We start from the raw sequence: 16,132 nt of genomic DNA on the forward strand, positions 1-16,132 counted from the left end.
TTTCTTACAAATATTTACTAACCGCATAAGATCTTCCTAATACTTTAAAAGCATTGAGCCCAAATCTATAGGATTCATCCTTCACCCATATTCTGCTTACGCCTAATTTCTTATAAAGTTCATTTAATCTTTGAAGTGGTATTACCTTATACTCCCAAAAACTTTTATGAAAACGCCTAACCTTATCAACTACTTCTTTATCAAAAAATTCTACAGATGTTTTCTTATTATTTATTTCCCTCGCATTTTCAAATGCAATATATTTGATTGCATTTGTGTCTCTCATACCTATCACCTCCTAAACAATATTTTATTCTAAAATTGCAATAACCTCTATTTCAACTCTAGTATCTTTAGGTAATCTAGATACTTCCACGCAACATCAGAAGATAGTGAATATATCTGCTTCGATATAGACCCAAGTTTTCTCGGAGCTTCTTCAAAAATCATTATTCATAAGAAATATGTAGACCCTTTTTTAAGATCAAAATCAAATTCAGCTATTATATTGAAAAATTTCGAAAACATGCAAATGATACGCCAAAAGAATTTCAAAGTTACTGGATTACTTTATGTAAATATATTGATTAGTGAAATCGCCTTTGCAAAATTGTGTTTAATCGCTTTGAGTAAACTTAGTTATTATGGTCAGAAGCAATACCTTGTGTTCTCATTTTGAACAAGGTGCGAGTGTTTTTTCCGCTTAACAAGAATATTAAATATAGAAATAGCAATTATATGAATATAAAAAACCATGAACAAATTTTTTCATGGTCTTTATCTACTTTATATATTTTGTTAGGAAACATATCTCCAAAAACCTCCGTTACTTATGCTACGGTTCACCATATCGCTGTAACTGAGATTTTTATTTAGTAGAAATTGCTTCATTAAAATTTTTTCAGGATATATATCTCCAGAACCATCCCTTCGATATACCATAGGAATAATATTTATTATAATTAAAAAAACATAATCGCCACACCCGAAAGGGTAATAAGCGTCCCCATCACTTCTCTAAATGCAATTTTTTCTTTCTTAATGAAGAACGCATATGGAATAAGTATAATTGGCGTAATGGATATGAGTGTGGATGATACTCCCGGATTGATTTTCTGTATGGCATATAGCGACAAAGATATCCCGAGAAACGGACCAAAGAATGAACCTACCGTAAGTGTTACCAGAGCATCTTTTCTCTTGAACGATTCAAAATATTTTGACCAATAATCCTTGATGGTAAAAAGTACTGTAAATCCAATTATGCCGGCAATCAGTCGAATCTGAGTGGATGAAAATGGATCATAGCTCGCCATGCCAAATTTTCCAATAATATACCCTGCAGCTTGTCCTAATGCGCCTCCAAATGCAAACAACACACCTTTTACAGGATGCGAAAAACTCACTTTCTTGCTGTCCTTCTCAGCCACAAGAATAACAACTGCAATTCCTCCAAGTGTCAGAAACATGCCCAGAATCTGCAGACCTGTCATTCGTTCTCCTAGGAATAAGAATGCCATCAAACCACTGAGAGGTGGTACACTGGCATATATCAACATGGAAATTCTTGACCCGATCAGCACAAATGCTTCAAATAACAACAGATCTCCAATAACAATACCAACCAAGCCTGAAATCATCAACCAAATCCATTCTGATGCATTGGCATCAGTCGGTAAAATATGCCCTCTAGTAAACCATGTGAATGCAGACAAGAATAAAAGGCCAATAAATAATCGCGACAAATTCAGGTTCATTGACCCGATTTTTTTTGCGCTGTGTTCAAACGAAGTTGCAGTTATCGCCCAGCAAAAAGCTGTTGACAAAGCTGCAATTTCTCCCATATAGTTTTGAAATATCATAACCATCCTCCTCGTTTCACATATCAAACTGCATGCGTCTCAAAAAATCAGAAATCTCCATATGAACAGGCATGTCTAAGGTTAAACCTCATCCATATCAAACCGCATAGACCCTAAGACTTAAAAATAAAAACTGTATTTGTTGCAACTACGCTTTCAATCCGCAAAATCTCATCGACAAATGTTGTGATGTTTTCTTGCGAGTGACACATGACATGCAGTAAGATACACCATTCACCAGATATCCTGAAATATTCTTCAATCATAAGCTGATTCGGCACAGCATCATAAATTGCGCGAATAACATTCTTATAAGACATATTCATGACCTTTACATACACAAAAACCCGAATGTTGAATCCAAACGCATCATAATTCACCAATGTTGAATATCCTTCAATAATACCTGCCTGCTCCATGGCAACAATTCGCGATCTGACAGCTGGTCGTGACAATTTAACTACCTGAGCAATCTTCTCATGCGATATGCGTCCATCGTTCTTCAACAGCTTTAATATATTATAATCTATCGAATCCATTAGTACCTCCTCTCTATAGTTTCATTATATACATTTTGATTCTATTTTCATAGTGCCTACAAACTCTTTGATCGATCTGCAATTAAAAATATAATTTATTAGTTAATTTATATCCTTTTCAAAAACGATTCGTAAGTGAAACTTCTGAAATCGCGTAGTGAAAAATAAATACCCAGTGATACATTATAACACTAGTTTGCAAGTAAATTAAGCTACATCTTTCCCATAAAGAAAAGATAGCATAGCTTTAGCAACACCAAAATAAATTTTAGTGCTTTTGAGTGAATTTGTGAAACCCGACAACGTACGTATCCCCTCCTCGACCTCTTTGGATACTGTGTTGAATTAGTATATATATTTAACTTTGTGGTAATAATATTTTTTATACAATACAATATATTCTAAATTACCTCTTTGTATGTAGTTTGGAGGAAGCAAAACATGAAAAAGTCTATAACTGGATATCAGCTTTTTATAATGATGGTTCTTTTACCTTATGGAAGTGCTGTTCTTCATAGCACAGCACCTGAAACTAAACAAGACGCATGGATAGTAATACTTTTTTATTCATTATCAGGCATAATTATTCAGCTAATTTATACAACTTTATATAATTTTTATCCAAATGATACGCTAGTAACCTACATGCCTAAAATTTACGGGAAATATTTCGGTAATATTATAAGTGTTTCTTATATAACATTATACGCTTATATGGCATCAAGAAATTTAAGAGACATTCAAGAAATAATATACCTATCTTCATTAGATTCAACTCCAATTATTGTTACTGGTATATTCTTAATGGTATTAGTGCTTTGGGGAGTTTCTAATGGACTTTCAAATATGTCAAATTTTACTCAATTATTTTTTCCTATAATAATCCTTGCACCTATTGTTGTATGGATACTATCAATTTTGACGCCAGATTATATAAATTTATACAGGCTAAAACCTATTTTATCACAGGGCTTTATTAATTTAATAGTAGAAAGTTGGCATCTTATAGGATTTCCATATGGTGAAACCATGGTGTTTGCCATGATTTTTCCTTTTGTTTTTAAACATAATAATATAAAAAAAATAGCCATAGCATCTATTATTTTTGAAGGTATAATATTATCGATAAATTCTATATTATTTGTAACTACTATAGGCATTGAAAGTTCTACAAATCAAGTGATTCCATTTTTACAAGTAGTAAGAAATATAAAAATAGATTTTATAATGGGTATTGATATTATACTTTTGATAATATTGGTGTTAGGAGGATTCTTTAAAGTTTTTATGTTTACATATTGTGCCATTCTTGGGGCATCTCAACTGCTAAGGTTTAAATATTTAAAAACACTCTATGTTACTACTGGAATGGTCATATTGATTTTGTCTATGAGTATAGCCGAAAATTATTTACAACATGTGAAAATAGGCACAGAAGTATCAAAATATATATTTGTACCATTTGCTACCTTTGTGCCTGCTTTTACTTTGTTAACATGTTCTATAAAAAATAGTAATGCAACCTAAAAAGTAGTTTTCATATAGAAGTAACCCTATGTGTTAGGATAGTTGTCATACGTAGTTGAGTTATACTATACTAAAGACAACAGATTCCAACGAGATGAAAATAAAATGGTAAAAGCAACACTTAAATTCTGTAAGCTAGCTTATTTGCTATAGTATTGTATTTATTGTCATAGATTATCCTACCCCACCACTCCAATGCTTCGTATGCATTTCTTCTGAAAAATCAATAGGCGCAATACTATTTCCAATACTAATAGATAGCTTATCATCTAAAGAAGAAGTGAGGTTATAATGGAGGGTTAGAAATTCTATTTTGTAATTCTTTTATCACTTTTCTTGCTTTTTCTATATGTTTATCTAAAAACTTTATGTATTCATTTGTTTGGCAAATCGTTTCTTCATCCTTATAGATTGATTTGAAAAATTCAGAAGGAATTTTATAATGTGTATTCTTAAAGAACTCATGTATTGATTGAATACTAAATCTTACTTTTCGCAATATGTAAATAATCATTATCTTCTCATATTCATAGACTGAGTAAATATTCTTATTACTATTTTTAACAGGTATCACTATTCTTGAAAATTTCATTTCATCAATATGCCTCTCAGAAAAAATTCTATATCCTTTCATATTTCTAGGTACCTTTGAAATTAAGTTGAGTTCTTCATAAAGTCTTACAGTATTAGGATGAATACCTAAGATTTTTTGCTACTTCACTTTTAAATTACTTAATAGGGAGAAAAACTCTTTTCATTTTGAAAGCTAATATAAAACCTAAGAGCCTTCGTCCCCCCAAATTCTCATTAGAGAGTCAACATCTACCACGTCCAATGTTGTTAATAATAATCTGTCTGTTTCAGCTATTATCAAAATAAATACCTCCTAAGTATTAATTATCATTTCATTTGCCTACTCTATTTTTCTAATACAATACATATTGTTTTAGATTCGTCAGAATATGGTTTTCCTGTCACATCTGAATATATATCAATCTTTTTAAAGCCAACCTTTTTTACCTCTTCAATAATAGTTTCCTTAGTATATACTTTAAACCAATTTCTAATTACTTCAACTTTACCATCTTTATCAATTATTGTATACTGATCCAATCTCACATTTCCTGCATAAATAAGGTGCGATTCTAAACAGATATGTTTGTCAGATTTCCAAAAACCACTTTCCTCACTTAAATACCATGAATTGCTTTCTTTCTTGTTTTCAAACTCCTTTTGAGTAAAGATATCAAATATAAATTTGCCCTCTGGTTTTAAAGCGTTATAAATCTTCTTTAATAAAACCGCCCTACTAGTATCTGATAATACTACAAAATCACAATAGATTAATATCACTAGGTCGAATACATTTTTATATTGAATATCCATATAGTTTTTATAGATGTAGTCTATATCATGGTTTCTTACCCTTGCTTTCTCCTTAGCATAGTGAATTGATCTATTCGAGAAATCAATTCCAGTAATTTTATATCCTTTTTTATATAATCTCTCAGCATACAAACCAGGACCACAACCCAAGTCTAAAAGATTCTTATTTGTTGATGATGGTGCTATTTCGCTAATCCACTCTACTGATTTATCTATAAAATCATGACATCTACTGGCTGCTTCCCATTTAGGATGCAAATGAGCTTCTAACATCACCTTAGAAATATGTTCATCATCCCAAAATTTACTTGTGCTCTGTACATATAAATCTGGTTTCTTTAAATATTTGAATAATTCATCTAACATTTTCACTCACTTTCCCTTCATAATATACTAGTTGTTATTTTTAATATTGTATAATTAAACTAATTTTAAATCTGTAATCACACCTCTTACTATTTCATAATGCCACGAATCTATTCTATTCCATCCATCAATTGATATATTTTCTCTTTGGACTAGCTTCTTTAAATAACTTCAAAATTTTATTATAAGGATTAAAAAGTATTTTTGCATAGGATAAATCCCACAGCTCAATATTAATATATTTCCTATTATCTTCTTCCTCCTAATTTATTTTTTATAACAATATGACTATGTAAATTTTGAATAAAAAAGAGCCCTAGACTTTAATCTACGGCTCCTTAAAAACAGGTATACACTATGCCGAGAGATAAAAGACTAAAATCCAAATTGAAATCTAGGTACAACAAATTGCTGTTAGTCAATAACAGTATTGTTCGCCTATTAAATTCAACTTAAGATTTTATCCTTCATCTCCGAGCTTCACTTATGTTATTTGACTTGTTAACATCAAATGTTGCCGGACAGCATTCCACCCTTCATAATCGTATTGTTATATGAACATCTTATATTAAATGGATACTTATGTCAATAATTTCTTATATGAAGATTTAAATTTATACTTTATTATATTACTTGTTATGTTTTTGTAGTAATTAACATTAAAACATATTTGAAAAGGATTTTTCTATATTTATTTATAAAATTGACTTATTATTTATTTTAATGTGCCTAATTCTATAATAATAATTCAGACTTAAATATTATTACAGCATTTCCTAATACCTTAACTTCTATAGGTTCTTTATCTGCTATTTTTACTTCAACTTCTATAATACCTGGTCGCTTCATAGCTTCACCTTGCTTAGCCTTAAATTTAAATAAAGAGTCATTGTGCTTAACAATATTATGATGAACAAGATATGCCCCCAAAGGACCATTTGCATTTCCAGTTACAGGGTCTTCATTGATGCCTATTGCAGGTGCAAACATTCTACCATGTATTAAAATATCACTATCCTGCGAATTCATTGTAAAAACATAATACCCATTGCACTTAATAATTCTACTTAATTTAGAAAGTGCATCATAGTTTGGTTTCATTTTGTTTAAAGTTTCAATACTTTTTATGCCAATCATAACTTTAGAATGACCTGTCGAAACAATCTGCACCTGAAGATTTTCTAGCAAGTCATCGTTACTTATATTAAGTGCTGATAGAAGAGTTTTTTTATTTGCTCCATCAATAATACTCCCAAACTCAATTTTACCTTGTGTCATAACAATTTTATAATCATCATTTTCCTTTACTATATCAACAGGTAAAATTCCAGCACCTGTCTTATGATAAACTCTTGAAGAATCAAGTTTATTTTCAACAGCACGAGCATGATGCGCTGCAATAGTAGCATGCCCACAGATTGGAACTTCATTTGTTGGAGTAAAAAAGCGTATATAAACATCATACTCATCACTGTCTGAAGAAAAAATAAAAGCTGTCTCAGAATTATTAAGTTCCTTAGCTATTCTCTGCATATCATCAGCAGTTAATCCATCAGCATTTGTTATTACTCCAGCTGGATTTCCTGTGAACTTTTCCTTTGTAAATGCGTCTATTTGATATAGATTATATTTTTTTGTCATGATTTTCCTCCTAAATTTATTACAAATCTATAGATTATAATTCATTTTCTTTTTTGTATAAATTTATATCTAGATATTATATAATAAATTATAGTTTCATTTGAATTCAAATACAAGTATGCACTTTTTACTCAGATACTTACTATTTAGAAAGAGGGTAACCTATGAATAAAGACATGGCTAAAAAATTCCCAAACCAAAATAAAAGGCAAAAAGATTTTAAGTGTTCGATAGGATTTGCAATGACTGTAATTGGAAGTAAATGGAGATCAATAATCTTATGGCACATATTGAAGGATTATCCCATAAGATATGGTAAACTAAAAAGGTCTGTACCAAATATAAGTCATAAAGTATTATCTCAAGAATTGAAAAATTTAGAGAAGGATAGCCTTATTGAAAGAATTGCCTACGCTACAATCCCACCTAAGGTAGAGTATATACCTACAGAGAGAGGTAAATCCTTAGAAAATGTATTGACTGAACTTTGTCTTTGGGGTAAAAAATATGTGGATTCACATTAGAATTATATCAATTTAGACACTAAGAGTCTCCCCTAAAGAGTTTTATCATGTTTCAATAACCGTATCATAACCTAAGTAGGTTTGCTTAATCTATAATCTCATTTTTCTAGTTCTATAAAAATATAAACAGAAATAATAACATATAATATTCCCTACGACCGACTATTTACAACGTTTCTAATATAAAATCGCAGTCATTTGTGGTACGGTTCACCCTTCATAATCCTAAATCCTCTATACACTTGCTCCAATAAAATGACACGCATCAACTGGTGTGGAAATGTCATTGGAGAAAAAGAAAGTTTAAAATCTGATCGAATTCTTACTTCTTCTGATAACCCAAGGGAACCTCCAATAATAAAGGATATATTGCTGTTTCCTTGTACCCCTAAACTTTGCAGTTTATCAGAAAAATCCTCTGATGATAACATCTTTCCTTGTATGTCTAATGCAACTACATACATGCCTTCTTTTACATACTTTAAAATTTTCTCTCCTTCTGCATCTTTAATCTGTTCCATTTGTTTTTGACTTAGATTTTCTGGTGCCTTTTCATCTACTACCTCGATGATACTAAGTTTGCAGTATCTAGAAAGCCTCTTTTTATATTCATTAATGGCACTTACCAAATACTTTTCTTTAATCTTTCCTACACCGATAATCGTTATATTCAAAAAAATCACTCCTTTCATAAAAACAGACGAGGATTTCCTCGTCTATCATACCACTAAATATTTTGGGGGTACTTCACAAAAATCACAGCTATTTGGACTAATCCAATCTGTAAAAGAAACTTTATCTAATTCATAAATATCTGGTGGTTGCTCATAAACCTCTATAAATTCATCTATTGCTTCCGACAGATGTTCGCTACACACTACATACATATTTCTCACCCCAAACCGGTTTTCTTTTATTTTATCATTTATACTCAATCTTATACATCCACTATGCGTGGTTTTCAAAAGTTATTACTTCTTGATATGATATACCTTACTTATCCGATCTCTATAGGTCAAATCTACATTTATATCTACGCCCACTTTTATATTTCGTGATGCTAACACACTTTTAATCGTTTCAAAAGCCAACTCAGGAAAATTATTTTCTCTACTTAAATGTCCTAACAAAACATTCGTAATGGGTATATCCATCGCCATCATTTCTGCAATAATTTCTCCTGCCATTTCATTTGAAAGGTGTCCCTGTTCTCCCATGATTCTTTTCTTTAGATACCAAGGATAGCTTCCCATCTTTAGTATTTCTACGTCATGGTTTGATTCGATCATGAGTAAATCTGATCCTGTTATCTCTTTTTTCACAGTATCATCTACGTATCCAGTATCTGTCACAATACTGATCTTTGCATCTCCCCCATAAAAAGAAAATGCAACAGGCTCACTTGCATCATGCGATATACTATAAGGTTTTATTTTCATATCTTCTATATGGAAAGTTTCTCCCGTTTGAAAATATCTTATGTTTTCTTCATCCACTTTTCCAATTTTACATTTCATCTCTCTCCAAGTATTATTATTTGCATATATAGGAATATTAAATCGTCTTGATAAAATACCAATTCCCTTAATATGGTCACTATGTTCATGAGTAACCAAAATGCCACGCACATTTTTGATCTCTTCTCCAATGTCCACCATAGCCCCTGTAATTCTTTTGCCTGATAATCCTGCATCTAATAATAAACTTGTCTTTTCACTAGCAATATATTGACAATTTCCGCTACTTCCACTCGCTAGCGAGCAAAACCTAAGTGTCATACTTTTCCTCCTGTTTTTTTTCATTTCTATCTTTATATATAGGATCAAAGCTACTCATTTCTTAAACTAAATTTCAACAAATAGCTTTCAATTTTTTATTCTTCGAACCCTTCTTATAAATATTTTACATGCGTGTTATCCATATTATTTTTTTAATATATACCTTCCTATTACCATATCTTTTTCTCCTATTATATCTTATTCTCCGCAATAGTAAAAGGCAGGTTCACACACCTGCCTTATTATTCAACCCTTTTAATTTTTGCACCTAAGCTTAAAAGCTTTTTTTCTATCGATTCATAGCCTCTATCTATGTAATGGATATTATCTATTTGTGTTACTCCGTCGGCCATAAGACCTGCAATCACCAAAGCAGCACCTGCTCTTAAATCTGTAGCAGCAACTTCTGTTCCCGATAATCTTTCCACTCCCTGAATAATAGCTACGTTTCCTTCCACCTTAATCTGTGCACCCATTCTTTTTAATTCATCTACATATTTAAATCTTCCTTCATATATCGTCTCTGTAATAATGCTTGTCCCTTCTGCTTGTGTTAAAAGTGCTGAGATCGGTTGTTGTAAATCTGTAGGAAATCCTGGATATACTAGGGTTTTTATATTGGCTTTTTTTAATTTTTCTTTGCCTACAACTCTTAAAGATTCTCCATATTCTTCAATTTCTAATCCCATTTCTCTCAATTTTGCTGTAATAGGCTCAAGATGTTTTGGAATGATGTTATCAATAATCACATCTCCACCCGTACTAGCAGCCATAATCATAAAAGTTCCTGCCTCTATTTGATCAGGAATTACACTATAAGTACATCCGTGCATTTCATCTACCCCATGTATTTTAATCACATCTGTTCCTGCTCCTCTTACATCTGCTCCCATAGCATTCAAAAAATTCGCTACATCCACAATATGAGGCTCTTTCGCAGCATTTTCTATAATGGTTTTTCCGGTTGCACGACAAGCCGCCATCATAATATTTATCGTTGCACCTACACTTGCCACATCTAAGTATATTTCTGCACCTTTTAACTCTTCTGCTTCAACATGAATAATGCCATGCTCTATTTGTACCTTCGCACCTAATGCTTCAAACCCTTTTATATGCTGATCAATAGGTCTTGATCCAATATTACATCCTCCCGGAAAAGACACTCTTGCTTTTTTGAATCTTCCAAGTGATGCCCCTAATAAATAATAAGAAGCTCTTAACTCTTTTGCCATCTCATAAGAAGCAAAGCAATCTTCTATTTTACTCGTATCTGCTTTCATCAATTTCTGTTCATGATCAAAGGATACATTGCCACCTAATTGCGTTAATATTCTTTTTAGTACATGCACATCTTCAATATTTGGTAAATTTTCTATAATACATTTATCTCCGGCTAAAATGGTAGCAGGAATAATTGCTACAGCAGCATTTTTAAATCCACTTACATTTATTTTCCCCTTGAGCTTACATCCACCTTCTATCAAAAGTTTACCCATATAATATTTCCAGCCTTTCAGTAAATATTTTGCATCTTACTATTCAAAATTTATAATTTAATGATATCGATCACATTATATAATATATAAACCTCGTTTTATTATATCACCAATATAATTGTTTGATAAGCCTTTGATGATAAGAAAATACTTACATTTATAAAATTTACACTTGATTCAGTTCAAAACCTTCTACTTCTAGATCAAAATTTGGATATATTTTAAATAATTGTAAAAAAAATAAAAGTAGAAGGTTTTTTTATCATCTTCTACTTTTTTTATATTATTCCTTCTTTTTTAGTAATTCTCATAAGCTGCAACAAACTTTGTTTGTCCATCTTCTAAAAGAATACGCCATGCCGGAAATGCTGTACCCGATTTTATGTTTTCAGAATTGGTAAGACTTATATGGGATGGATCAAACCAATATCCTAATGCCACATCCTTAATCACCACTTCTTCATCTGACGTATTCAAAAAATACATACATTTAAGGAGGGCTTTTGTAGCAGGAATAATTTCCTTTTTATTTGAATCCGTATCCAATGGCTTTAACCACATTCTTTCAAATTTTTTAATGCCTAACCTGTTAACAGTTACCTGCATATAACTATATTCTAAAAAACGATCTTGATATTTTTGTTTGAATAAAACATGATATCCATCTATGTCTTGGGTAGTTTCCCAATAGTCCACATCATTTGTCATAAATCCATATTTACTTATAAAAGCTTCTGCTTCATCTTTTGCCTTTTTTTCGTTTAAATCTTGAATGATCATGTTCTCATTATCATTCTCATATCGAATAATTTTATTATTTATAACAGAAAGATCAATCTGCGTATCTTCTTCTTTATTAAATATTTTTTCTAATTTTTCTTCTTCATAAATTTCATATTCCACATTTAATACAGATAATTCCAAAACCGTTCTTGGCACTTCTGCCTTTACTTTTATATTGTTTTCCTCTAAAATCATAAGTACATCTTGTATATTCTCTTCTTTTACCATGGAAGAGATATTACTTTCAAACATATCCTTTTCTATATTATAAATAAGAAAAACATTGGTAATCACAAGGGCAATAATGAGAATATTTTTTGCCTTTCCCCAATCCACAGTCTTCACCATCCGTTACATTTTCGATCTGCTGAGTATTCTTCCATTATGGGCATCAAAATAATAAATCACTTGATCTGTTTTAATAATCCACATAGAAATCAATTTATTTGGTTCTTGTACAGGGTTATCATAATAGCCAATATCTATCTCTTTCATGCGCCCTAAGACTTTTTCTAAAATCTCTTGTTTATTTATTTTTTTATTTTCTTTTATATTGCTTGAAAAATCATTTTTTATCAATTCAAAATTCATATCTATGACTTGTCGTGCAGATAAAGTCATCGCATCTTCTTTGCGCTCTAAAAACTTTATGCCAATTTCTTCTTTCTTCAAGAGTCTTTTATAAGAGATTACTTGTTCTCCTAGCAAATCTACTTCAATAGGTGTATCAATTATTTTTTGCTCTGCTTCACTACTGCAATAGACAGGCACACCATTTAATCTATATCCAAAGAAAAATTTATATCCTTTTTGATTGTTTTTTTCAATTGGTTTAATTGACTTTAAATAAGCATCTGTATTTGCCCACCCCCCATGTTCACTTACAAATAGAAGGGCAACTTTCATAGCATCTTCAACCTTAATATTTTTTGAAGCTTTTTGATTATCTATATCTTCTACATAATGAAGTACACCTACATCATTAATTTTCAAAGCCTTTTGTCCATATCCATATAGATAGGTCACCGCACCACTTGTCTCTCTTATTTTTCTTATGAAATCAAGGTTTTCTCCAAAAAAATCACCTGCAAAATCTTCTACTTGCACTTCATCCATTGGATCGATTTCTTCAATAACTTGCATTTCCTCGATATTATCTTTTCGCTCAATGGGCATTAATCCTTCATTGTCTATACCATATAAATCTTTAAATGCATAATACGCATCATAGCCATTTTTTTCAATATCCATTATAATTTTAGAAAACTTATTTTTCATATCTATCCCTTGGACTAGATAAAAGTTTTCTTCTCCATCTGCCATGTAAACAGAATTGTCTCCCGTTAGAGAAACTAAAATGCGATCAAATCCCTGGATTTTGCCATAGATTCCTTCTGTTTTCCCTTCTATTGCTTCTCTTAGTATTTCTACTGGCATAGTATATCCAAATTTCATTTCTATTGACCGAAAATCCCTTGCTTTCATCCACGCATCTTTGTCAATCCGCTCTATTAAAACCTTCTTCTTAAAATATTCATTTTTAAATATTTTAAGGGTTTCTTGCCATAGCCCATAATTATCAGAATAGAATACTGTATGGAGACCGCCTCCAAAGTTAATCCGAAAGCTTTGAGGGTTTAAAATATCCACAATTGTATCTTTTATATCTATATTGCTTTCCACTTCAAGCGTTTCTATTTGTCTTATATCAGGCATAACTTTTTTCAAAGAAATACGCTCCCATAATTGCTGATTTAACGCAATACTTAATATAAAAAGACTTACTAATAACCATGTTTTAAATTGTTCTTTACTAAATTTTTTCATGCACACACACCCTAATAATCATTTGTTTGTAGGATGTCATCACTTATGTTTATAACTTCAATGTTCTCTAATGTCTTCTTCAACGCTTCTTTTTTATCTTTTACTGTAAAGTATTTGATCATAGGCTTTTGTTCTTTCCCATCTTGCTTCGCTATGTCAAATACAATCCTATATTTGCCTGGAGATAAATCTTTCAATTGCGTACTATAAAAATTTAAACTTTCTCCTGTATCTACTTTTTCTGGTCCGAATATCAATGCTTCTTCTTTAGCTTCTTTATAAACACTTAATGAAACAGATATACCCTCTTGTATTTGCACAGAAATGAGCAAACTATCTTGAACAACAATCTCTTCTTTCGGACTAATAATCTCTATTGGCTCTTTGTTGGCATCTATAGAATATATATAACTTGGGAATGGTCTATAATCTGCATAACTTAAAGATGCAGAGGCTGTCCCTAGTATTACTAGTACTAACGCACTAGCAATGATCTTTTTTTTCATGATAATTCCTCCCAGTTGATACACTTATCCTTTATAATACCCACATTATATCCTATTTTTGTTACAAACATATTACACCCGTTTTAAAATAACATTACACCACTTATCCTTTTAATGGTAATCGCATCATTACTTCTGTGCCTTCTCCCTCTTTACTTCTTATATTTATGGTTCCTCCATGTGCTTTTATAATCTGCTGCGCAATAGAAAGCCCCAATCCTGTTCCCCCTAATTCTCTAGATCTCGCCTTATCCACACGATAAAATCGCTCAAACAATCTTGGAATATCTTTCTCCGGTATACCCATACCGTTGTCTATAATACGAAAAACTCCTGTATTTTCTTCTTTTTCTACAGCAACATTGATACTCCCACCTTCTGGTGTATATTTTATCGCATTACTCAATACATTTATCATCACTTGTTCTATTTTATCTGGATCTGCAAAACCTATAATACTTTTTTCAAATGTTTTAAAATTCAACTTTTGTTTTTTATTCTTTGCATTAATACTTATTTTTAGAACAGAATCTTCAATAATTTTGACCAAATCTGTTTCTTTATTTTTCCAATTCACGCGTTGATAGTCTAGTCTAGAGAGTTGCAGTAAATCCCGAACCAATCGATCCATTCTATCTGCTTCACTCTTTACTACATTTAAGAAATGTGTCGCTACATCTCTTTGTTCTAAAGCCCCATCAAGAAGTGTTTCTGTATAACTTTTAATACTTGTAAGGGGCGTTTTTAATTCATGGGATACATTTGCAACAAATTCTTTTCTCATATTATCAAGCTTTTGTCCTTCAGTAATATCTTGGATTACCATAACAATTCCCGATTTTTCGCCTTTTTCATCCTTGAATGGCGCATAATTTACATGCAGTATGGAATCTCTAAAGGAAATATTTTCACTACCCATGCCATCTTTCGTGTTTTTCTCAATATAACCAAGGGTTAATTTCTCATTAAAACCCTTAATCATATCATCATAAAGCATGCTTTTTAAAACTTTTTCTGATAAGTCAAGCATTGCCATAGCAGCAGGATTAGCATGAATAATTTTCCCTTCATTATTTACAGCAATCAGTCCATCTGCCATGTAGCTTAAAATGGTTTCTAGCTTACTTTTTTCACTAGAAATCTCTGAAAGTGTAATATTTAATTTCTCCCTTACATAGTTAAACATTTCAGCTAATTGACCAATCTCATCATCTGATTTCACTTCAATCACTTGATTAAAATCTCCCTTTGCCATTTTAGCAGCTTTCACCGTAACATCTATAATAGGTTCTGTGATACTTCTAGCAATCCAAAGACCTAAAATCACAGCTATAACAAGGGCTAAAAGGGTCGCTTGTATCAATATCCATTTTGACTTATCTAATGTTTTATATATATCCGATAAATCTGCTCGAATATACAAAATTCCCTTTATGATATTCTGCTCATTTTTTATTGGAAAAGCCATATTTTTTGTAGTGATTTGCCGCATATTGCTGTTGATACTAATATCTTTTTCACGCTCTTCTCCATTCCTTGCCTTCGTTAGTAATGTATAATCTAATACCTCTATCGCATTATCGTTGGTCCCACTGTTTTTACTTCTCGCAATAATTTTAAAATCTCTATTTATAATAAATATTTCTTCTTTTAATCCCGTAGGCCATTGATTTATATTTTTTTGGATCTCTTCTTTGCTATTGCTTAAATTTTGAAATTTTGCGATGGTTTGAATAAGCACTTCGCGTCTCCCTAGGTTTGTAAGATTCTCACTCACCATATCCAAATAGTAATCTTGAAACGCCTGAATAATAAATACCCCCACAATAATCATCGCAATATATACGGGTACGAAGTATATAGTAATAAATTTCCATCTTATACTCTTAAACAT

Annotated in this window: 16 protein-coding genes and 1 pseudogene; 2 read left to right on the forward strand and 15 right to left on the reverse strand. The window is 31.4% G+C overall.

The window, feature by feature from the left end; all coding sequences use genetic code 11:
* Positions 1 to 4 precede the first annotated feature (4 nt).
* From EV214_RS05395 to EV214_RS05405, 3 genes are all read right to left on the reverse strand, one after another.
* On the reverse strand, positions 5 to 286 hold the full coding sequence (locus EV214_RS05395) for a PALP domain-containing protein (protein ID WP_132243509.1): 282 nt from the start codon (positions 284 to 286) through the stop codon (positions 5 to 7).
* A gap of 676 nt (positions 287 to 962) precedes the next feature.
* A complete protein-coding gene (locus tag EV214_RS05400) occupies positions 963 to 1,862 on the reverse strand; it encodes a DMT family transporter (protein ID WP_243116561.1) in 900 nt (299 codons plus the stop codon).
* Positions 1,863 to 1,975: 113 nt separating this feature from the next.
* Positions 1,976 to 2,401, reverse strand: coding sequence for an Lrp/AsnC family transcriptional regulator (locus tag EV214_RS05405; RefSeq protein WP_132243511.1), 426 nt, complete (start codon positions 2,399 to 2,401; stop codon positions 1,976 to 1,978).
* 441 nt (positions 2,402 to 2,842) lie between these two features.
* Between EV214_RS05405 and EV214_RS05410 the strand changes: the two genes are divergently transcribed.
* On the forward strand, positions 2,843 to 3,928 hold the full coding sequence (locus EV214_RS05410) for a GerAB/ArcD/ProY family transporter (RefSeq protein ID WP_132243513.1): 1,086 nt from the start codon (positions 2,843 to 2,845) through the stop codon (positions 3,926 to 3,928).
* 286 nt (positions 3,929 to 4,214) lie between these two features.
* Here EV214_RS05410 and EV214_RS05415 read toward each other — a convergent pair whose 3' ends face one another.
* The 4 genes and pseudogenes from EV214_RS05415 to EV214_RS05425 all read right to left on the reverse strand — a co-directional run bounded on the left by EV214_RS05415 (position 4,215) and on the right by EV214_RS05425 (position 7,321).
* Positions 4,215 to 4,520: a hypothetical protein gene (locus tag EV214_RS05415; RefSeq protein WP_243116562.1), complete on the reverse strand. Its 306-nt coding sequence runs from the start codon at positions 4,518 to 4,520 to the stop codon at positions 4,215 to 4,217.
* Between the two features lie 3 nt (positions 4,521 to 4,523).
* Positions 4,524 to 4,634: pseudogene (locus EV214_RS19635) on the reverse strand (MerR family DNA-binding transcriptional regulator); the annotation flags it as partial.
* Between the two features lie 212 nt (positions 4,635 to 4,846).
* Positions 4,847 to 5,680, reverse strand: coding sequence for a class I SAM-dependent methyltransferase (locus EV214_RS05420; RefSeq protein ID WP_132243797.1), 834 nt, complete (start codon positions 5,678 to 5,680; stop codon positions 4,847 to 4,849).
* A gap of 735 nt (positions 5,681 to 6,415) precedes the next feature.
* Positions 6,416 to 7,321: a PhzF family isomerase gene (locus tag EV214_RS05425; RefSeq protein WP_132243517.1), complete on the reverse strand. Its 906-nt coding sequence runs from the start codon at positions 7,319 to 7,321 to the stop codon at positions 6,416 to 6,418.
* Between the two features lie 164 nt (positions 7,322 to 7,485).
* On the opposite strand from EV214_RS05425, the gene EV214_RS05430 reads away from it, so the two are divergent.
* Positions 7,486 to 7,845: a winged helix-turn-helix transcriptional regulator gene (locus EV214_RS05430; protein WP_132243519.1), complete on the forward strand. Its 360-nt coding sequence runs from the start codon at positions 7,486 to 7,488 to the stop codon at positions 7,843 to 7,845.
* A 194-nt stretch (positions 7,846 to 8,039) separates the two neighbouring features.
* On the opposite strand, the gene rlmH is transcribed toward EV214_RS05430, so the two are convergent.
* The 8 genes from rlmH to EV214_RS05470 all read right to left on the reverse strand — a co-directional run bounded on the left by rlmH (position 8,040) and on the right by EV214_RS05470 (position 16,132).
* Positions 8,040 to 8,519 carry a 23S rRNA (pseudouridine(1915)-N(3))-methyltransferase RlmH gene (rlmH, locus tag EV214_RS05435; RefSeq protein WP_132243521.1) on the reverse strand — a complete coding sequence of 160 codons (480 nt, stop codon included), beginning with the start codon at positions 8,517 to 8,519 and terminating at the stop codon, positions 8,040 to 8,042.
* A 45-nt stretch (positions 8,520 to 8,564) separates the two neighbouring features.
* The gene (locus EV214_RS05440) at positions 8,565 to 8,780 is read right to left on the reverse strand and encodes a CxxH/CxxC protein (protein WP_243116563.1); all 216 of its coding nucleotides are present in this window, start codon (positions 8,778 to 8,780) and stop codon (positions 8,565 to 8,567) included.
* Between the two features lie 36 nt (positions 8,781 to 8,816).
* Positions 8,817 to 9,623: an MBL fold metallo-hydrolase gene (locus tag EV214_RS05445; protein WP_132243523.1), complete on the reverse strand. Its 807-nt coding sequence runs from the start codon at positions 9,621 to 9,623 to the stop codon at positions 8,817 to 8,819.
* Between the two features lie 242 nt (positions 9,624 to 9,865).
* On the reverse strand, positions 9,866 to 11,122 hold the full coding sequence (locus EV214_RS05450; protein WP_132243525.1) for a UDP-N-acetylglucosamine 1-carboxyvinyltransferase: 1,257 nt from the start codon (positions 11,120 to 11,122) through the stop codon (positions 9,866 to 9,868).
* Positions 11,123 to 11,419: 297 nt separating this feature from the next.
* Entirely contained in the window at positions 11,420 to 12,241 is an 822-nt protein-coding gene (gene yycI / locus EV214_RS05455) for a two-component system regulatory protein YycI (protein ID WP_165916253.1), read from the reverse strand.
* 15 nt (positions 12,242 to 12,256) lie between these two features.
* A complete protein-coding gene (gene yycH, locus EV214_RS05460) occupies positions 12,257 to 13,732 on the reverse strand; it encodes a two-component system activity regulator YycH (protein WP_132243529.1) in 1,476 nt (491 codons plus the stop codon).
* Positions 13,733 to 13,743: 11 nt separating this feature from the next.
* Positions 13,744 to 14,238, reverse strand: coding sequence for a hypothetical protein (locus EV214_RS05465; protein WP_132243531.1), 495 nt, complete (start codon positions 14,236 to 14,238; stop codon positions 13,744 to 13,746).
* Between the two features lie 103 nt (positions 14,239 to 14,341).
* The gene (locus EV214_RS05470; protein ID WP_132243533.1) at positions 14,342 to 16,132 is read right to left on the reverse strand and encodes an ATP-binding protein; all 1,791 of its coding nucleotides are present in this window, start codon (positions 16,130 to 16,132) and stop codon (positions 14,342 to 14,344) included.

This window comes from Marinisporobacter balticus (genome assembly GCF_004345705.1).
Classification (GTDB): Bacteria; Bacillota; Clostridia; order Peptostreptococcales; family Thermotaleaceae; genus Marinisporobacter; species Marinisporobacter balticus.